Consider the following 19,183-nt stretch of genomic DNA (forward strand, 5'->3'; position numbering starts at 1 on the left):
GGCCCCGTCTGACGTCGTGGCTTCAGGCTAGAGCTCGTCTTCCAGTCATCACATATCGCGGCCCAAAGAACGGTGCTTCGACAAGCTCAGGACGAACGGGAAGGGGGGGGCGCACTCAACCGCTCAGCGGCCCAGCGGCAAACCGATCGCGATCGACCGCGTAGATCACATGCCGCGCGACACCGCCGTGTAGCGGCACGTCGTGGACACGATCGGTCAGTACCGCCCCGATCTTCTCCATCGCCCGCCGCGACCGCGCGTTGCCTTCGCCGACCAGGAAGATCACCCGCTCGACCGTGGCCAGCGCGTGGCCGATCATCAGCCGCTTGACCGATCGGTTGACCGCGCCGCCCCAGTGGCTCCGCGCCAGGAAGGTCCAGCCGATCTCCGTCTCGCCCGGCGCGGCGCGCGCAGGATCGAACCGCGAAGACCCGACGATTGCGCCGCTCACGGCATCCTCGATCACCAGCGCGCCGCCGCTCGCCAGCCCGTCGGCAAAGAAGCGGCGAAAGACCGGTTCCTGCCAGCGATCGTGCGCGGGGTGGATCGTCCAGATCTCCCGATCGCGGGCGACCGCGAACAGCGCGCCGAAATCCGCCTCTACCATCGGTCGCAGCCGGACGCGCGCATCGGCAAGATATGGCTGCGTGTCGAGGTCGGGCGTCACGCCGCCACCGCCATCTCCTCGCCGATCGCGGCGTCGAGCAGCCGCTTCTCGATCGTCTTCACCCGCGTGCCGCCCAGCTTATCGCCGGTCAGGTCGGTCACGTAGAAGGTATCGACCGCGCGCTCGCCATAGGTCGCGACGTGCGCCGAGTGGATCGTGACGCGCGATTGAAACAGCGCGTTGGCCAGATGATGAAGCAGCGCCGGGCGGTCGCGCGCGTTCACCTCGATCACAGTGAAGCGGTTCGACGCGGCATTGTCGATCAGCACGTTGGGCTGGACGGCAAAGGCGTCCGCGCGCGGGCGGGGCGGGGCCTTTGCCTTCAGCCGGTCGCGCAGCTTTACGCGGTTGGCGAGCGCATCGGCGATGCCGGTGCGGATGCGTTCGAGCTGCCCCGTCTCGTCGAACGGGCGCCCCAGCGGGTCCTGGACCAGGAAATTATCGAGCGCCATACCGTCGCGCGTCGTGTGGATGCGCGCGTCGATGATGTTGCCGCCCGCGGCATGGATCGCGCCAGCGATGCGGTAGAACAGCCCCGGATGGTCGGCGGCATAGACGGTGACGAGCGTTGCGCCGCGCGCGGGGTGCGGTCGCGTGTCGATCGCCAGATCGGTCATGCCCGCCGCTTCGATCAGGCGGATGTTGTGCTCCAGCACGTCGCTGGGTTCGGCCACCCAATACGCCTCGGGCAAGCGACGGACCACCGCGGCGAACCGCTCGCCGTCCCACCCGAGTGCCGTGCCCAGCTCGACCTGCTTGGCCGCGATCCGTTCGCCGCGCCCGCGCTGCTTGTGGCCGAGGCGCAGTACTTCCTCCGCGCCCTCGAACAGGTCGGTCAGCAACTGGCGCTTCCACCCGTTCCAGATGCCGGGGCCCACCGCACGGATGTCGACGATGGTCAGCACCAGCAGCATGATCAGGCGCTGTGGGCTCTGCACGGCTTGCGCGAAATCGAGGATCGTCTTGAAGTCGCTGAGGTCGCGCTTGAACGCGAAAGACGACATCAGCAGGTGCCAGCGGACCAGCCACGACACGGTTTCGGTTTCGGCCGCTGTCAGCCCGAAGCGGGGGCACAGCCGCTCGGCGACTTCGGCGCCCAGGATCGAATGATCACCACCGCGGCCCTTGGCGATGTCGTGCAGCAGCACCGCGACGTACAGCGCGCGGCGCGACACGATCTGACCGAAGATCGCGGTCGCCAGAGGGTGGTCGTCCTTCAGATGCCCATGTTCGATCCGGCTGAGCAGGCCGATCGCGCGGATGGTATGCTCGTCGACCGTGTAGTGATGGTACATGTCGAACTGCATCTGCGCCACGACACGCCCGAAGTCGGGAACGAAGCGGCCGAACACGCCCGCTTCGTTCATCCAGCGCAGCACCATTTCCGGGTCGCGCCCGCCGGTCAGCAGGTCGAGGAACAGCGTATTGGCGCGCGGGTCGTTACGGACGCCGTCGACCAGCCGCGCATCGCGCGCCGCAGCCCGCATGGCGAGCGGGTGGATCTCCAGCGCATTGGCCTCCGCCAACTGGAACATCTCGATCAGCCGCACCGGATCGCTGGCAAAGAAATCGTCGGACGGCAGCGCCAAACGGCCGCGGTCGAGCACGAAGCCGTGCAGCTTCGACGGCCGTCGCCGGATTGTCGGCAGCCCGAAGCGGCGGCCGCGCGCGGCGAATTTCTCGTCGATATGCGCGACGAACACGCCGGTCAGGTCGCCGACGGCCTTTGCCTGCAGGAAGTAGAATTGCATGAATCGCTCGACCCGCGACTTGCCGGGCCGGTCGGTGAAGCGCATCCGATCGGCGATCTCGCGTTGATAGTCGAAGGTCAGCCGGTCCTCGGCGCGACCGGCGATGATGTGCAGGTGGCAACGCACCGCCCACAGGAAGTTCTCGGCGCGATAGAAGCGGCGCAACTCGTCGCGGGTCAGCAGGCCTGCCCCGACCAGTTCGGGCGCGGTGCCGACGTTGTACGCGTATTTTCCGATCCAGAACAGCGCGTGGAGGTCGCGCAGGCCGCCCTTGCCCTCCTTCACATTGGGTTCGACGACATAGCGGCTGTCGCCCATCTTGACGTGGCGCGCGTCGCGCTCGGCGAGCTTTTCGGTGATGAAGGCGCGCGCCGTGTCAGCTTGGACCTCGGTCCGAAACCGGCGTTCCGATTCGGCATACAACGTCTCGTCGCCCCAGACGTAGCGCCCCTCCAGCATCGCGGTGCGGATCGTCACGTCGGCCTTGGCCTGGCGCACCATCTCGTCGAGCGAGCGCGAGGAATGGCCGACCTTCAGGCCCATGTCCCAGAGCGCGTAGAGCATCGATTCGATGACCTGCTCGCTCCACCCGGTCTGCTTCCAGGGGGTCAGGAAGGCGATGTCGACGTCCGAATGCGGCGCCATCTCGCCGCGGCCGTAGCCGCCGACCGCGACCAGCGTCATCCGCTCGGCAGCGGTCGGGTTGGTATTGCGGTAGAGCCGCTGGACGGTGAAGTCCCACAACAGCCGCAGCAACTGGTCGGTGAGGTATGCGCCGGCGTTGGCCGCCTCGAGCCCGCGCGAGGGATGCTCGGTCAGCCGCCGCGCGATCTCCGCGCGACCGCTATCGAGCACCTGTTTCAGGATCAGCGTTCCCGCGCGCCGCAGGGCCGCGGTATCGTCGCCCTCGATCGCAGCGAGCCGGTCGGCGATCGCGCGACGATCGATCAGCGCGCGGCGGTTGGGTACGTGGTCGAAACGGGACATGGACGGGTCTTAGACAATCCTCCCCTGCAAGGGGAGGGGACCGCCGCGAAGCGGCGGTGGAGGGGGCGTGCCACATAGCATCTCGCCCATGGAGAACCCCATCCACCAAGCTGTGCTTGGTCTCCCTCCCCGCCCACGGGGAGAATGTTACGTTACCCCGCCTTCGCGACACCCACCAGCGCGGGGCGCAGCAGGCGATCCTTCAACATATAGCCGGCCTGGATTTCCTGCACGACCGTGCCGGGCTCGGCATCGGCGGACGGAACTTCGAACATCGCCTGGTGGCGGTTGGGATCAAGCTTCTGGCCGATCGCCTCGACCTTGGCGATCCCGTGACGGCTGAAGATGCTCTCCAGCTCGCGGCCGGTTGCTTCCAGGCCGGTCACCAGACCCTTCATCTTTTCGTCCGCGCGCAGGTCGGCAGGAATCGCTTCCAGCCCGCGCGACAGATTGTCGGCGACCGACAGCAGGTCGCGGGCAAAGCCGGTCACGGCATAGTCGCGCGAATCCTGCGCGCTTTTCTCCGCGCGGCGCACCATGTTCTGTGCGTCTGCGCGGGCATAGAGCACGGCCGCCTTTGCTTCGGCCAGTTCGGCCTCCAGCGCGGCGACGCGGTCGTGATCGGCGACTTCGGGTGCGCCGTCGGCGGTGTCCTCGCGCAGGTCCGCGGTCGTGCCGGTATCTTCGGTCTTCGTATCTTCGCTCATGGCATCCGTTCTAGCTAAAATCCCGGGTCACGCCAGCAATCGCGCGAGCGTGGCGGCCGTGAAATCCACCATGGGCACGACCCGCGCATAGTTCAACCGCGTCGGGCCGATCACGCCAACGACACCGACGACCTGTCCGTCGATCGCCCGCACCGGCTGGGCGATAACGGATGATCCGGACAGCGCGAACAGCTTGTTCTCCGACCCGATGAAGATGCGCGCCGCGGGCCCGTCGCGCGCCGAATCGAGCAGGCGCATGATCTCCTCCTTGCCCTCCAGTTCGTCGAGCAGGCCGCGCACGCGGTCGAGGTCGGCGGCGGCGGCAGGATCGATCAGATTGGCCTGGCCACGGACGATCAGCACAGGGCGGCGCGCACCATCCTCGCTCAAGACCGCGATGCCGCGCTCGACCAGGGCGCGCGCCGCCCCGTCGAGCGCCGCACGTTCGGCGGCGATCTCGCGGTCGATCCGCTTACGGATGTCGGACAGCGTCGCGCCGGCCGCCCGGGCGTTGAGAAAATTGGCCGCGGCCTCCAGTGCCGACGGCGGGACATCGCCGGGCAGGTCGATCACGCGATTCTCGACCGACCCGTCGTCACCGACCAGCACCGCAAGTGCGCGACGCGGGCCGAGCGGCACGAAGCCGAATTGCCGCAGCACCGGCTCACGGCGGGGGACCAGGACCAGCCCCGCGCAAGCCGACAGCCCGGACAGCGCTGCCGTCGTTGCGGCGATCGCTTCCTCCACCGGCCCGCCTGCGCGTGCCCCGGCATGGATCGCGGCGCGTTCCTGCTCGGACGGGGCGACCGCGTGCATCATCCCGTCGACGAACAGGCGCAGCCCCGTCTGCGTCGGCATCCGTCCGGCCGAGGTATGTGGCGCGGCGAGCAATCCCGCTTCCTCCAGATCCTGCATGACTCCGCGGATGGAGGCAGGAGACAGGTTCAGGCCCGATACCTGCGCGATCGTCTTCGACCCCACCGGCGTGCCCGAATCGAGGTACGACTGGACGACGATCCGGAAGACGTCACGCGCGCGGTCGCTGAGTTCGGGGAAGGCGGGTGTCACGCGAGCGAATGTAGGGGCCCTGCGCAGACGGCTCAACGGGCATCTGGCGCCCCCCGCCGCCCCGGTCTAGGGCGGATGCGAAATTCACGGAGTATTCCCATGCGACCTTCCGGCCGTGCGCCTGACGAAATGCGCGCCATCACCATCACCCCGAACTTCACGCGCCACGCCGAAGGATCGGTGCTGATCGCGTTCGGCGATACCAAGGTGTTGGTCACGGCGTCGATCGAGGAGAAGGTGCCGCCGTTCCTGCGCGGCAAGGGCGAGGGCTGGGTGACGGCCGAGTACGGGATGCTCCCGCGCGCGACCCACACCCGCGGCGCGCGAGAAGCGGCGAAGGGCAAGCAGTCGGGACGGACGCAGGAAATCCAGCGCCTGATCGGCCGATCCTTGCGGGCCGTCACCGATCTGAAGCTGCTCGGCGAACGCCAGATCGTGCTCGATTGCGACGTTATCCAGGCCGATGGCGGCACGCGCACCGCGGCGATCTCGGGCGCATGGGTCGCGCTGCGCCTGGCGGTCGACAAGCTGATGGCGTCGGGCAAGCTGACCACCGACCCGATCCTGCACAAGGTCGCCGCGGTCAGCTGCGGGATGTACCAGGGGCAGGCGGTGCTCGACCTTGATTACCCCGAGGATTCGAATGCCGAGGCGGATGCCAACTTCGTCCTGCTCGACGACGGCAAGATCGCCGAAGCGCAGGCGACCGCGGAAGGCGCGTGCTACGACGAGGAAAGCCTGCTGCGCCTGCTGCGGCTCGCCCGCATCGGCTGCACGCAGATCTTTGCCGCCCAGGACGCTGCCGTTTCTCGGGCCACCGGACGATGAGCGGCGAGGGCCCCGAACCCCAGGCGATCCGCAAGCTGACGCCGGGCAAGCTGGTCATCGCCAGCCATAACGAAGGCAAGGTCCGCGAAATCCGCGAGTTGCTGGCGCCGTACGGCATGGACGTCGTTTCGGCGGGCGAGCTCGACCTGCCGGAGCCCGAGGAAACCGGCACGACCTTCGTCGCCAATGCCGAACTGAAGGCGTTGCAGGCCGCCGACCTGTCGGGTTTTCCGGCACTCAGCGACGACAGCGGGCTGTGCGTCGAGGCGCTGGGAGGCGAGCCCGGCATCTTCTCCGCGCGCTGGGGCGGCGAGGCCAAGGATTTCGGGTACGCGATGCAGCTTGTCGAAAACCGGCTGGCGGAGAAGGGGGCCGATGTCTCGCGCGACGCGCACTTCATCTGCGCGCTGGCGCTCGCCTGGCCCGACGGTCACGTCGAGTGGTTCGAGGGCCGCGTCGACGGCACGCTCGTCTGGCCGCCGCGTGGCGACAAGGGACATGGCTATGATCCTGTCTTCGTCGCGGGCGGGCGCGGCGAGACGTTCGGCGAAATGGACCAGGCGGTGAAGAACGACATCAGCCACCGCGCCGACGCCTTCCGCCAGCTGGTCGCGGCCGTCTTCTGACCCCGCGCACGCTGGTCCTGGTCGCCTTCCCGCCCGAATGGGCGGCGATGGCGCCGCACGTTGCCGTGGCCGAGGAACATCGCCTGCACGGGCGCACGGTGCTCGCCGGGCGGTTCGCCGGGCGTGACGTCATCCTGGCGCAGACCGGCGTCAGCATGGTCAACGCCGCGATGACGACGCAGGCGCTGCTCGACCGGTTCGCGGTGTCGCGGATCGTCGTGTCGGGCGTCGCCGGCGGGCTCGATCCGGCGAACGGCGTCGGGCGGGTGCTGGCCCCGGCGCGCTGGGGGCAGTTTCTGGAGGTCGGGATGGGCCGCGCGACACCCGCCGGCCCGGTGCTGCCGCCGCTGCCCGGGGCGACCGACCTGCCGCCCCATGGCATGATGATCCCGCGCGACGTGATCGTCGGGCATGACGCCGAGGCGGAGCGCGAGCGGCGCTGGTTCGATGCCGACTCTGCGCTTCTCGATCTCGCCGCCACGCTGAACGCCCGGCATGATCTGCGCGTCGGCGGGGCAGGGCTGAGCGGGACCGCGTTCGTCGATAACGCCGCCTACCGCGATTACCTCCACGCGACGTTCGGCGCCGCAGTCGTCGATATGGAAACGACTGCCATCGCACAGGTCGCCTTTGCCAACCGTGTGCCGTTCATCGCCTTTCGCAGCCTGTCCGACCTGGCTGGCGGAGAGGCGGATGCCAATCATCTGCCCGACTGGCTGGAGCGGGCGTGCGGCACGGTCGCGGCGGTGACCCGGGCGTTCGTCGCTGCCTTACCCGACGAAGCATAAAGAAGCGGCCTGACGCGGGGAGCGCCAGGCCGCTGGAGGTTGGCGCCAGATCTTGGGAGCTTCCGAGCGCTGAAACCGATATATTCCTATCGCTTCAGTAGGAGAAACGAGCGCTGCTATCGGGCACGATAGCGGGACTTTCATCGACGCGGGGGCCGGATACGCGAAGACCGCGCCGCCCTGTCAGGGGCGGCGCGGTCTCGAAACGTCGGTAATGCCGATCGGGTCAGAGCGTGTTGGCGACCGCGTTGCCGGTCGCATCGGCGGCGTTCAGCGTGTCGGCCGCGGCGTTGTCGAGCACCGCATCGGTCGCGTTGTAAGTGTCGGTCGCGGTCAGGTTTTCGCTGACCGGCAGTTCCTCGTTCAGCACGATGTCGTTGCTGACGGTGGTGTTCTCGGTCGTCTTGCCGCCGCAGGCAGACAGCGCGAGCGTGGCGGCGATGGCGAGCGGAGCGAGTGCGAGCGTCTTCATGATAATCCCCTTCATACGGCGGCCGCGCGGCGCGTCCGCCCCCCACTCGGGTACGAGTGTCGGAGATGGTCTTATCGAATTCCCATTCGCTGGATAGGATAGAAAAACTTCGGGGCGCTGCGGCCCCGACTAGGCAAAAAGACCGAGAGGCCCGCGGCCGCCCGCCGTCCACGTCGACCAGTTGGGCAGGACATAGCTGAGGTCGCTGTCCGCAACGCCGTGCCACCGCGCGATCGCTCCCAGATATTCTTCCTGCGCGATCGTCGGCACGAAGCGCCCCTCGGACGAGATGTCGTCGCTTCCCCCAAGCACCGTCGAGGGGTAGATGCCGTGCGCCAGCTTCGGCCGCAGGTTCCCTGAGATGACCAGGTGATTGCTGCCCCACGCATGGTCGGTGCCCATCTGGGCGTTGCCTTTGAACGTGCGGCCGAAATCGCTCATCGTGAAGGCGGTGACGTTCTCCGCCAGCCCCATCGACTTCATCGCCTTGTAGAAGGCGGCAAGCGCCATTGCGAGGTCGCCGAGCAGGTTGGCGTGGGTACCGGTTGCGGTGTCGGCGTTCACCTGCGCGGAGTGGTTGTCGTACCCGCCTTGGGTCACGAAGAACGTCTGGCGATCGTGGCCGAGTGCCGAGCGCGCCTCGATCATCCGTGCGACCCGCAGCAACTGGCGCGACACGTCGCTGGTGAGCGCGGCGCCGGTCGTCGGGTTGACGAAGAACGCGTCGACGCCGCTCGATGCGGTCAGGATCGTGTTGGCGGTAGTCGCCTGGGTGTAGGCGGCGGTGATCTGTTTCGCGGTGACGTCGGCGATCGTGCCCATGCCCGCCGCGCTGGCAAAGGCGTCGATCGCGGCGTTCTTGGCCGTCGCGCCCGCGGTAAAGCCGGTGCGGCTGAGCGTGCCGGTCGACGGCAGGATCAGCGGCGAACTGGTCTGGCCGATGACCGCCAGGTTCGAGCCGCCTAGCGAGATCAGCGACGGCATCGCCGGCTGGCTCGCGCGGTCGGCCAGGCGCCCCATGAAGCCGTCGAAATTGTCGCTGCGTGCACGCAGGCCCTGCCAGTGTGCCTGTTCATCCGAATGGCTCATCAGGTTGGTCGGCCGGAGGTCGCTGCGGCTCTGGTAGGTCGCCTTGGTCAGCGGGGCGTAGAGCGTGCCGGCGTTGAGCACGACGTTCATCGCACCTTCCGCCCACACCGGGTTGAGCGCCGCCATCGCCGGGTGGAGCGCATAGGCCGACCCATCGAGCGCGGTCAGCCTGGCTTGCGCCAGCGCGACGGTGCCGCGCGATCCGGCATAGCCCGCGTATCGGCTGTCGGTCGGCACGACCATGTTCCAGCCATCGTTCCCGCCGAACAGGAACACGCCGACCATCGCGCGGTAGCTGCCGTTGGGGGCGGCGGACGCGGTGCGCGCAAGCTGGCCGAGGGCTGCGGCCGCCCCGCTGCCGGCGACGAAGGTAGCGAAATCGCGACGCGTGAGCTTCATCGGTCCGCCCTTCTCAACGTTCGACCAGGAACAGCGGGCTGGTGCCCACGATATATAGCAGCATCTGCGCGCGGCGCCGGGCTTGGAGCGCAGCGTCGGCGTTGGTGATCGCTGCCGCCGCGGCCCGCAGCGCCGTCTTCTGCGCATCGGTCATGGTGTTGGCCATCATCAGCAGGTCGATGCGGGTTATCATGGCGTCGGTGTCGGCGCCCATCGCCTCCCACGCGCCCCATTCGGTTTTGCTGCCGACCCAGCCGGGAATGCCCGGATTGGTCGTGAACTCGCTGCGCGCCTGATCGCCAGTGACCGTCCAGTTATAGACGAAATTATGGAAGCGCGTGATGTTCGACGTCGTCATCAGCTTCGACGGCCCGCTTTTCAGCGACGTGTTGCCGGGCAGCGGATAATCGGGCGGGTAGAAGTTGAAGACGCTGGGCGAGCGGAACACCGGCTGCGCCAGCCCCGCATCCTGAGTGACGAAGGCGTAGCCATCGGTCGTCATGCCGGTCGCACGCATCAGCGCGGTCATCAGCAGCACGGGCTCCTTGACCTTGCCGTCGCTCGCGCCGGTCCGCGGGGCGCCGCGCGCCTCGCCATCAGTCAGGATCGCACGCACCACCGCTTTCATGTCGCCGCGTACGCCCGCCCCGTTGTCGGCGAAGATCGCCGCCACGCGCCCGACATAGGCGGGGGAGGGGTTGGAGGTGACGAGCTGCTGGATCAGCGCCTTCGACACGAACGGCGCGGTCGAGGCATTGTTGAACGCCGCGTCCACCGCCGCCTTCACGCTGTCGGACTGCGATGCGCCGGCCGGAACACTGGTGCCGAGAAAGGTCTTGGCCGTCGTGTCGTAGCGCGCCGATATCTCGATCATCGGCTTCGAATAGTCGCGGACGTTGCTGTCGGTCACCGCGCCGCCGTTCAACCGCGGATAGGTCCAGCCGGTCAGCGCCTTTGCGACGCCCTTGATGTCGTCGGTACCGTAGGTCGGGATCGCGGCACCCGTCGCGTCCAGCTTGCGCGTGCCGTCCATGTAGAGCTGGTCGGGCCCCATGCTGAACAATTGCAGCATCTCGCGCGCGTAGTTTTCCGATGGCGCGGTGCGGTTGCTGTCCGCCATGTCGAGGTAATCGCCCATGAAGCTGGACATCGTGACGTTCATCAGCAGATCGCGGTAGTTGCCGAACGCGCCGCCCAGCAGGATCTGCTGGTAAGCCGCGATCCCGGTCGTCTCGTTGACCTCCGCTTCGGACGCCACCATGATCTGGCTGAGCGCAAAGGCCACCCGCTGGCGCAACTGGTCGGGCGCGACCATCGCATCGGCATAGAAGCGCATCGCGACCGGCTCGCGGCTGAAGTATTTGCGATTGCAGGCGGTGTCGGTGCTGCCGGTGCAGAAGTTCTGCACGACCGCGGTCGTCGACGCGATGTCGTCGTATTTGCTGCCCGATGCGGCGAACTGCTCGTCGATCCAGCCGTTGATGCCGAGCGCGACGATGCGGTTCACAACGTCCGTCGTCGGGCCGAACGTCGCCTGGCGGGCGAGGCGGACGGCGTCCTGCGCCGAAACCGGCGTGGGGGTCGGGGTGGATGTCGTCGGTGTCGGCGCCGGCGTGACGCTGACCAGCCCGCCACCCGAACCGCTCGAACTGCCGCCGCCACCGCAGGCCGAAAGCACCGCGAGCGTTACCAACGAAGCCGCGAGCCGCACGGCCCGCCGGTGCATCACAGCCATGGATCACGTCCCCGACCGGCATCCACCCATGCCGGCCCCCAGCCGCCACATAGCCGAAATCGGCCGGCGCAAAAAGCGGTTAACGTGGGTAAGCGCTTGTTTACGCTGATGCGCTGGGCGTTTCAGGCAGCAGCGGGCGCGGATGCTCAAAGCGCGGCAAAGTTTTGGTCGGTAGGCTGTTGGTAGATACGAAAAGGGCGACCCGTTGCCGGATCGCCCTTTCGATAGCTTTGGACGCCACGTCGTCGGACGTGATCGGCGGTGCTGATCCCGCCGCCCGACGTGACGAGTCCCGGGATTGCTTGCGCAATCCCGAGCCGTCCGCTTAGCGCTTCGAGAACTGGAAGCTGCGGCGCGCCTTCGCCTTGCCGTACTTCTTACGCTCGACCGTACGGCTATCGCGGGTCAGGAAGCCCGCGGCCTTGACCGGCGAACGCAGCGCCGGCTCGTAGCGGGTGATCGCCTGGGCGATGCCGTGCTTGACCGCACCGGCCTGGCCCGACAGGCCGCCGCCCTTGACGGTGGCGACGACGTCATACTGGCCTTCGCGACCGGCGACGCCAAACACCTGGTTGATGACGAGACGCAGTGTCGGGCGTGCGAAATACACTTCCTGATCGCGGCCGTTGACCGTGATCTTGCCGGTGCCGGGCTTCAGCCAGACGCGCGCGACGGCGTCCTTACGACGGCCGGTCGCATAGGCGCGGCCCTGCTTGTCGAGCTCCTGCTCGCGCAGCGGGATGGTCGGCGCGGACGGCTGGACGGTAGCGTCGGTCGCGGTGCCGGCGGTGTCGGTCGAGATCATCTCGCCCGATGCGATGGCGCCCAGATCGGAAAGGGACTGGCGGTTATCGGACATTATGCGCCCACCTTGTTCTTGCGGCTCAGCGCGGCCACGTCGAGGACTTCGGGGTTCTGGGCGGCGTGCGGGTGCTCGCTGCCGGCGAAGATGCGCAGGTTGCGCATCTGCTGACGACCCAGCGGCCCGCGCGGGATCATGCGCTCCACGGCCTTTTCCAGCACGCGCTCGGGGAAGCGGCCGTCGAGGATCTTGTCCGCGGTCACTTCCTTCAGGCCGCCCGGATACCCGGTGTGCTTGTAGTACACCTTGTCGGTGCGCTTCTTGCCGGTGAACTGCACCTTGTCGGCGTTGATGACGATGACATTGTCACCGCAATCGACGTGCGGGGTGAAGCTCGTCTTGTGCTTTCCGCGCAGCAGGTTTGCGATGACGACCGCAGCGCGGCCCACCACCAGATTTTCGGCATCGATCAGATGCCACTTCTTCTCCACCTCATGCGGCTTAACCGACTTGGTGGTCTTCATCAGCGCCTTCATGGGCCAGACCCTCGTCAAATGCAGCGCGCCGCCCCAGACGTGGAGCGGCGCGGACGAGTGGGCCAATGCTGGAATGCGCGAATTAAGTCAAGCAAAGTGCGGTTTTGCTGACGGGTATCTAAATACCGAGGCTAGCTGATCGCTTCGCCGACCCACCGTTCGACCGCCGCATCGACCTCCGCGATAACTGTCTCGATCACCGGCAGCTCGAAGCTGTGCAGCCTGAGGATCGCCGCGCGCAGGCGTTCGGCGCGCATGCCCGCGGTCTTGAACGTCGCCGGCACTTCCTGCCCGCGCTCGACCTTGCCCGCCCAGCGATAGATCGATCGGCAGGGCGGGTGGATCGCGACGCACGCAGCCAGTCGTTCGGCGATCATCGTGGAGCCAATGCGTTCGGCCTCCGCCGCATCCGCAAAGGTGACGTGGACCAGCGCGATCGTAGCCATCATGCGGTCGCGCGGCCGATCGCATGCGCGCCGCCCACTGCGCTCACCAGCACCAGAGCCCCCACGAACTGGTGGAGAGCCGCCAGCCAGATCGGCACGCCCATCACAACGGTCGCGATGCCGAGCAGGATCTGGATGCCGACCGTCGCATGGATCATCACCGCCGCCCGCCGGTCACCCGCCCGCTTTGCGGCGCGCGCCAGGATCATCAGCCCGACGAAAGCGACGAACGCCCACCAGCGGTGGATGAAGTGGACGACATACGGATCGTTGACCAGCGCATCGGGCACGCGTCGCGCGAAAAACTCTGCCGCGGGAAAAACGCGACCGTTCATCAGCGGCCAGTCGTTGGCGGCAAGCCCGGCGTTCAGCCCCGCCATCAGCGCGCCGTACACGAGTTGCACGAACAGCAGCGCGAGCGCGACCGCGCCGACCCGGGTCATCCGCGCCGGCTGCGCATCGACGTTCCGCACGAGTGCGCGCAGGTTGCCCGCGACCCAGATGATCGCCGAAAGGATGATCAGCGCCAGGTTCAGGTGGACCGCCAGCCGGATATGGCTGACGTCAGTGCGCTCGGCGAGACCCGAAGTCACCATCCACCACCCGACCGCGCCCTGCATCCCGCCCAGCGCCAGCAGCCCGACCAGCGGCCAGCCATAGCCGCGCGGTATCGCCTTCTTCACCCAGAACCATGCGAGGGGCAGCGCAAAGGCGAGGCCGATGACGCGCCCAAGCAGGCGGTGGAGATACTCCCAGAAGAAGATGCCCTTGAACTGCGCGAGCGTCATGCCCTGGTTCAACTGCTGGTATTCGGGGATGCGCTGGTACTTTGCGAACTCGGCGGCCCATTGCGCATCGGTCAGCGGCGGGATCGCGCCGGTCACCGGCTTCCACTCGGTGATCGACAGGCCGGATTCGGTCAGCCGCGTGATCCCGCCGACCACGACCATCGCCACGATCAGCGCGGCGACGACATGCAGCCAGCGGACGAGCGCGGCGGGGCGGGCGGTGGGCGGATCGAGCGGGGGGCGCAACATCGCTGTGCGATTAGCCCAAGGCAGCGGGGCCGCCAAGGTGGACGAATTGTCCCAGGCCTTCGCCGCGGACAAGAAAATCACCCGAACCGGACAATGTAATATTGTAACGTCCCGCGGATGCGCCTAGATGGACGCATTGATGGGACACTCGACTCGCCTTTCCTGGACATCGCTCGGGCTGGACCGCATCGCGATCGGCTTGTCGGGCTTGTGCCTGGTACATTGCCTGGCGACGGCGGTGCTGATCGCGCTGGCGTCGGCGGCCGGCGGCTTGCTGCTCGATCCGCATGTGCACGAGATCGGGCTGGCGCTCGCCATTCCGCTGGGCGCGATCGCGTTGGGTCGGGGCATCTGGTCGCATGGCTATATGATGCCCTCGGCGGTCGGTGCGCTGGGGTTGGGCGTGATGGCGGGGGCGCTCACGCTGCCGCACAGCGACAACGAAGTGCTCTACACCATGATCGGCGTCGGGCTGCTCGCGCTGGGCCACGACCTGAACCGCCGGGCGGATCACTGACGCGCCCGTTGCCCTGAGCGGCGCTGCGATCTAGGGCGACGCGCATGACTCCGCTCGACAAGATCCGCAACTTCTCCATCATTGCCCATATCGACCATGGCAAGTCGACGCTTGCCGACCGGCTGATCCAGCGCACCGGCGGCCTCAGCGAGCGCGAGATGTCGGCGCAAGTCCTTGATAACATGGACATCGAGAAGGAGCGCGGGATCACCATCAAGGCGCAGACGGTGCGGCTTGAATGGAAGGGCCACATCCTGAACCTGATGGACACGCCGGGCCACGTCGACTTCGCCTACGAAGTGTCGCGCAGCCTGGCCGCGTGCGAAGGCGCGCTGCTGGTCGTCGATGCCGCGCAGGGCGTCGAGGCGCAGACGCTCGCCAACGTCTACCAGTCGATCGAGCACAACCACGAGATCATCCCGGTCATCAACAAGATCGACCTGCCCAGCGCCGAGCCCGAAAAGGTCAAGCACGAGATCGAGGAGATCATCGGCCTGGATGCCTCGAACGCCGTCCTGTCGTCGGCCAAGTCGGGCATCGGGATCGAGGAAATCCTGGACGCCATCGTCGAGCGTATCCCCGCGCCCAAGGGCGACGCCGACGCCCCGCTGAAGGCCATGCTGGTCGACAGCTGGTACGACCCGTACCTGGGCGTCGTCATCCTGGTCCGCGTCATCGACGGGTCCATCCGGAAGGGCCAGCAGGTCAAGTTCATGGCGACCGGCACGACGCACCTGATCGACCGCGTCGGCGCGTTCCGCCCGAAGCTGGAAAACCTGCCCGACCTGGGGCCGGGCGAAATCGGCTTCATCACCGCGCAGATCAAGGAAGTCGCGCAGGCCCGCGTCGGCGACACGCTGACCGATGCCAAGCGTCCCGCCGCGCAGGCGCTCGACGGCTTCAAGGAAGTCCAGCCGGTCGTGTTCTGCGGGCTGTTCCCGGTCGACGCAGCGGACTTCGAGAAGCTGCGCGAGAGCATCAGCCGGTTGCGGCTGAACGACGCGTCGTTCAGCTTCGAGATGGAGACATCGGCCGCCCTCGGCTTCGGCTTCCGTTGCGGCTTCCTGGGTCTGCTCCACCTGGAGATCATCCAGGAACGGCTGATGCGCGAATACGACCTCGACCTGATCACCACCGCGCCGTCGGTGGTCTATCAGATCGAGTTGACCCACGGCGGCGGGCATATCGACCTGCACAACCCCGCCGACATGCCCGAGCCCAACAAGATCGAGACGATCGCCGAGCCGTGGATCCAGGCGGTCATCTATGTTCCCGACGAATATCTCGGCAGCATCCTGAAGCTGTGCCAGGACCGCCGCGGCATCCAGAAGAACCTGACCTATGTCGGCGGCCGCGCTCAGGCGACCTACGAACTGCCGCTCAACGAAGTCGTGTTCGATTTCTACGACCGGCTGAAGTCGCTGTCGAAGGGCTATGCCAGCTTCGACTATGAACAGATCGGCTACCGCGAAGGCGACCTGGTCAAGATGGGCATCCTGGTAAACGAAGAGCCGGTCGATGCGCTGAGCATGATCGTCCACCGCTCCACCGCCGAAACGCGCGGCCGCGGCATGGTCGAACGGCTGAAGGAACTCATCCCGCGCCACATGTTCAAGATCCCGATCCAGGCCGCGATCGGCGGCAAGGTGATCGCCCGCGAGACGATCAGCGCGCTGCGCAAGGACGTGACCGCGAAATGCTACGGCGGCGACGCGACGCGCAAGCGCAAGCTGCTGGACAAGCAGAAGAAGGGCAAGGCGAAGATGCGGGAGTACGGCTCTGTGAGCATCCCGCAGGAGGCGTTCATTGCGGCGCTGAGGATGGGCGACGACGCCTGAGGCTGGCGTCCGAGGCTAAGGAGGGGATTGCGTGAGCAATCGCCGAGTTAGGCGAGGGTCAATCGCCAGCCCGGCCGGCGGCGTCACCGACGCCGACCGACGACGCGGCTTTGCCGCGTCGGGTCGGATATCAGTCTCGCGCCCACAAACCGCCAATAAGAACTGCTCCGCAACCCAAAAATTATACGCTTATTCACCCAGTGACTAAGCTGCGACTAATTCCGCGATCTTGGTTGCTACCGCCGCCATCGATTCCTCCGCGGTGCTCAACCCAGCTCGCGATGCGAGCAGAAGACTGACCTTTTCAAGTTCTTCGTATGTCGTCCCGTGTACGACTGGAACAAGGCGCTCCCGTCGCAGTAGCGCCGAAAGCTCTTTGTCGGCGACACCTTCTGCTGGAAGTCGGCGGAGCATTGCCGGAGTCACCAGCACGATCCCCACACGGGAATTCACCAAGCCCTTGTCAATCGCCCGCATCATCGGCACGCCAAGGCCAAGGTCTTTCTCGCTAAACCAAACTCGAACACCGCGCGCTTCCAGAAGGTCGTGAAGGTCTTTGGCTGAAGCCTGACGATCATCCCAAGCGTGACAGAGAAAAACGTCCCGAAGGTCCGGCTGCGAGACGGCGAGGCTTTCGACCTCTTCTCTAACTGGTGTCAGCGCGCGAACCTCTTCGGGCGTGTACCAAGCTCCAGAGCCTGACGGTGACCAGCGAGGCTTTGAGCTACGTCGCCCAGAACCGCCCGATGACGAAGGGGACGGGGTAGGGCTATAGCCGCCGTAACTTCCATATCCGCCGTAACCGCCGTAACCTCTCGATCGTCCACCGCAAGCTGGGCAATCGGCTGCGGCAGCGGCTGAACGGTGCCCTCTAGTCGGTGCGGTGCATCTAGCCATGCCAACCTCTCCAAATCAGAATTGATCTTTGTCAGATGTTCGCATGGTAGATTAGATTACACAGTTCAATGCAGATTAAGATCCGTTTTGGCACATTTACTTATTATCGACCGAGACGGTCGCAGCGGTAACCAATCCTTTTAGCCGCAATCCACGATCAAAAAGCTTAGCGCATTTCACGTCGCGTATACTCACCCCCACACCACGCCGCCCATTTCTCCTCCGTAGCCGTCGCCTCCCACAACGCCTGCGCCTCCGCCATCATCTGGTGCGCGCGCTGTTGCGCCTTTGCCCGGTCGCTCTTCCCGTAGATATCGGTGTGGTACCCCGGGTCCTTGCGCGGTAGCCAGACCGGCGGGCGGGGTGGGTCGCCGAGCTTGTCCCAGACCTTCTGCCGGATCTCGGCCAGGATATCGCTCATCGGATCGGCATAGGGGCGCTCGCACACGGACTCGCCATGTTCGTCGACGCCGGTGCAGCGGTCGATGAGGGCCGCGCTTTCGCCGCCGACGACCATGACCAGTTCGAGGAAGGCGAGCGTGCGCAGCGCGTGGTCGGCGGCGACGAACCTGCCCTCCAGGCGGTAGCGGCGCTCGACGATGACCTTGGCTTCATATTGCTTCAGCATCAGGCCGAACAGGCGCTTGTTCTCCGCCTCGTCGTTCTGGCGCGCGGTACGCTCGGCGTTTTCCGCCTCCTTCTTTTCGCGCGCGATCGTTTCGGGGTGTTTGGTGCCTTGGCGCAGCGGGCCGGACGGGGTGCCGTATTTCGCCGGCATGTGGTGGCGCAGGATGAACATCAGCAGCTTGTCGTTGTAGCGCCGTTTCTCGCCGACCTGCTCGCCCTTCCAGAACACCGGCACCGGCGTGCCGTCACGGGCGCGGTCGATAGCGATGTCGGCGAGGTTCTGGACGCCGTGGTCGAGGGCTTCGGCCCAGGCGGCGGCGAATCCTTCCGCGCCGGGCTGGCGGCGGAGGAAATAGGCACCCTCGGTGCTCATGTTGATGCGGCGCGCGGCGGCAGTGACCGATCCGGTCTCGGCCAGCGCGGCGATGAAGGCACGCTGCCGCTCCGCGGTCCAGCCGTCGAAGCGGTATTTGCGGGGGACGGGCGTGAAGTCACGCACCGGGCGATGTGTCGGGGCCATGTCTTGCATGGCGTGGCTATATAACCAGATGGGTTCGTGTAGGAAAATGGTTTTGTCGGGGGCAGTCGTCGCGTCGCGAGGGTGCGGCGGGCGTGTCGGAAAGCGGTGCTTCGACAGGCTCAGCACGAAAGAGAAGGGGCGAGTGCCGTGTTCCGGCAAGCCGTGCGGTGGTTCGGGCGCTTGGTCGGGTGGTACCGTGAGCGACGAGCGCTGTCGCCCTGGGCTCCCGCCTGCGCGGGAGCACGGGAGGGGTGATTCCCGCGCGTCAGCCCGACCGGTGCCGGGATGACGGCGGGGCCGCCCTTACTTCTTCTCGCCGTGGGTGTCGTATTCCGACGCCGAGTTCAGCTGGATGTAGTTCTGGAGGCCCATGCGTTCGATCATCTCGAACTGGCGTTCCAGCGTGTCGACATGCTCTTCCTCGCTTTCGAGAATGCGGCGGAACAGGTCGCGGCTGATGTAGTCGCGGACGCTTTCGCAATATTCGACCGCGTTGCGCAGCTGGGCGACGGCCTCGATCTCCATGTCGAGGTCGGCCTTCAGCACCTCCTCCACCGTCTCGCCGATCTTCAGGCGGCCGAGCAGCTGGAAATTGGGCAGGCCGTCGAGGAACAGGATGCGCTCCGCCAGCCAGTCGGCGTGCTTCATCTCGTCGATCGATTCGTCCCGCTCGAACTTGGCGAGCTTGTGGACGCCCCAATGGTCGAGCAGGCGATAGTGCAACCAATACTGGTTGATCGCCGTCAGCTCGTTCCTGAGCGATTCGTTGAGGAATTCGATGACTTTCGCGTCACCCTTCATGGCCGGCACCCCGATTGGAAAAGACAGGCCGGGCTTACCCGCTCA

Annotated in this window: 19 protein-coding genes; 5 read left to right on the forward strand and 14 right to left on the reverse strand. The window is 66.5% G+C overall.

The annotated features are described in order from the left end of the window. Nucleotides 1-115 precede the first annotated feature (115 nt). From ASE86_RS06820 to hrcA, 4 genes are all read right to left on the reverse strand, one after another. Complete coding sequence (locus tag ASE86_RS06820; protein ID WP_082441726.1) at nt 116-667, reverse strand: GNAT family N-acetyltransferase; 552 nt, start codon at nt 665-667, stop codon at nt 116-118. Further along, nucleotides 664-3,405: a [protein-PII] uridylyltransferase gene (locus tag ASE86_RS06825; protein WP_056423925.1), complete on the reverse strand. Its 2,742-nt coding sequence runs from the start codon at nt 3,403-3,405 to the stop codon at nt 664-666. Before ASE86_RS06825 ends, ASE86_RS06820 begins: the two co-directional genes overlap by 4 nt. 152 nt (nt 3,406-3,557) lie before the next feature. Next, entirely contained in the window at nt 3,558-4,112 is a 555-nt protein-coding gene (gene grpE, locus ASE86_RS06830; RefSeq protein ID WP_056423927.1) for a nucleotide exchange factor GrpE, read from the reverse strand. A gap of 27 nt (nt 4,113-4,139) precedes the next feature. Continuing rightward, on the reverse strand, nt 4,140-5,180 hold the full coding sequence (hrcA, locus tag ASE86_RS06835) for a heat-inducible transcriptional repressor HrcA (protein ID WP_056423929.1): 1,041 nt from the start codon (nt 5,178-5,180) through the stop codon (nt 4,140-4,142). Between the two features lie 99 nt (nt 5,181-5,279). On the opposite strand from hrcA, the gene rph reads away from it, so the two are divergent. From rph to ASE86_RS06850, 3 genes are read left to right on the forward strand one after another with little or no spacing between them, the layout of a single operon-like run. Next, nucleotides 5,280-6,008, forward strand: coding sequence for a ribonuclease PH (gene rph / locus ASE86_RS06840; RefSeq protein WP_056423932.1), 729 nt, complete (start codon nt 5,280-5,282; stop codon nt 6,006-6,008). Continuing rightward, nucleotides 6,005-6,634: an RdgB/HAM1 family non-canonical purine NTP pyrophosphatase gene (rdgB, locus tag ASE86_RS06845; RefSeq protein ID WP_056423933.1), complete on the forward strand. Its 630-nt coding sequence runs from the start codon at nt 6,005-6,007 to the stop codon at nt 6,632-6,634. The genes rph and rdgB overlap by 4 nt, the downstream gene beginning before the upstream one ends. 17 nt (nt 6,635-6,651) lie before the next feature. Then, the gene (locus tag ASE86_RS06850) at nt 6,652-7,422 is read left to right on the forward strand and encodes a 5'-methylthioadenosine/S-adenosylhomocysteine nucleosidase (protein WP_268795321.1); all 771 of its coding nucleotides are present in this window, start codon (nt 6,652-6,654) and stop codon (nt 7,420-7,422) included. A gap of 226 nt (nt 7,423-7,648) precedes the next feature. Here ASE86_RS06850 and ASE86_RS06855 read toward each other — a convergent pair whose 3' ends face one another. The 7 genes from ASE86_RS06855 to ASE86_RS06885 form a co-directional block, all read right to left on the reverse strand. Further along, on the reverse strand, nt 7,649-7,894 hold the full coding sequence (locus ASE86_RS06855; RefSeq protein ID WP_056423937.1) for a hypothetical protein: 246 nt from the start codon (nt 7,892-7,894) through the stop codon (nt 7,649-7,651). A 129-nt stretch (nt 7,895-8,023) separates the two neighbouring features. Continuing rightward, entirely contained in the window at nt 8,024-9,382 is a 1,359-nt protein-coding gene (locus tag ASE86_RS06860; RefSeq protein ID WP_056423939.1) for a DUF1501 domain-containing protein, read from the reverse strand. 13 nt (nt 9,383-9,395) lie between these two features. Beyond that, entirely contained in the window at nt 9,396-11,117 is a 1,722-nt protein-coding gene (locus ASE86_RS06865) for a DUF1800 domain-containing protein (protein WP_082441728.1), read from the reverse strand. Between the two features lie 325 nt (nt 11,118-11,442). Further along, complete coding sequence (gene rpsI, locus ASE86_RS06870; protein WP_414881275.1) at nt 11,443-11,922, reverse strand: 30S ribosomal protein S9; 480 nt, start codon at nt 11,920-11,922, stop codon at nt 11,443-11,445. A 53-nt stretch (nt 11,923-11,975) separates the two neighbouring features. After that, entirely contained in the window at nt 11,976-12,455 is a 480-nt protein-coding gene (gene rplM / locus ASE86_RS06875; protein ID WP_082441732.1) for a 50S ribosomal protein L13, read from the reverse strand. A gap of 131 nt (nt 12,456-12,586) precedes the next feature. After that, on the reverse strand, nt 12,587-12,904 hold the full coding sequence (gene cutA, locus ASE86_RS06880; protein WP_235524010.1) for a divalent-cation tolerance protein CutA: 318 nt from the start codon (nt 12,902-12,904) through the stop codon (nt 12,587-12,589). After that, entirely contained in the window at nt 12,901-13,938 is a 1,038-nt protein-coding gene (locus tag ASE86_RS06885) for a COX15/CtaA family protein (RefSeq protein ID WP_056423945.1), read from the reverse strand. The genes cutA and ASE86_RS06885 overlap by 4 nt, the downstream gene beginning before the upstream one ends. 139 nt (nt 13,939-14,077) lie before the next feature. On the opposite strand from ASE86_RS06885, the gene ASE86_RS06890 reads away from it, so the two are divergent. Beyond that, complete coding sequence (locus ASE86_RS06890) at nt 14,078-14,455, forward strand: MerC domain-containing protein (RefSeq protein WP_056426753.1); 378 nt, start codon at nt 14,078-14,080, stop codon at nt 14,453-14,455. Nucleotides 14,456-14,499: 44 nt separating this feature from the next. Next, complete coding sequence (lepA, locus tag ASE86_RS06895) at nt 14,500-16,293, forward strand: translation elongation factor 4 (RefSeq protein WP_056423947.1); 1,794 nt, start codon at nt 14,500-14,502, stop codon at nt 16,291-16,293. A gap of 204 nt (nt 16,294-16,497) precedes the next feature. Here the strand turns inward: lepA and ASE86_RS15660 are convergent, their stop codons facing one another. From ASE86_RS15660 to bfr, 3 genes are all read right to left on the reverse strand, one after another. Next, a complete protein-coding gene (locus ASE86_RS15660; RefSeq protein WP_082441738.1) occupies nt 16,498-17,190 on the reverse strand; it encodes a toll/interleukin-1 receptor domain-containing protein in 693 nt (230 codons plus the stop codon). Between the two features lie 166 nt (nt 17,191-17,356). After that, the gene (locus tag ASE86_RS06900) at nt 17,357-18,346 is read right to left on the reverse strand and encodes a helix-turn-helix domain-containing protein (protein WP_056423948.1); all 990 of its coding nucleotides are present in this window, start codon (nt 18,344-18,346) and stop codon (nt 17,357-17,359) included. 294 nt (nt 18,347-18,640) lie between these two features. Beyond that, nucleotides 18,641-19,138: a bacterioferritin gene (bfr, locus tag ASE86_RS06905; RefSeq protein WP_056423951.1), complete on the reverse strand. Its 498-nt coding sequence runs from the start codon at nt 19,136-19,138 to the stop codon at nt 18,641-18,643. Nucleotides 19,139-19,183: the final 45 nt, after the last annotated feature.

Origin of the sequence: Sphingomonas sp. Leaf33 (assembly GCF_001421785.1) — a bacterium.
Classification (GTDB): Bacteria; Pseudomonadota; Alphaproteobacteria; order Sphingomonadales; family Sphingomonadaceae; genus Sphingomonas.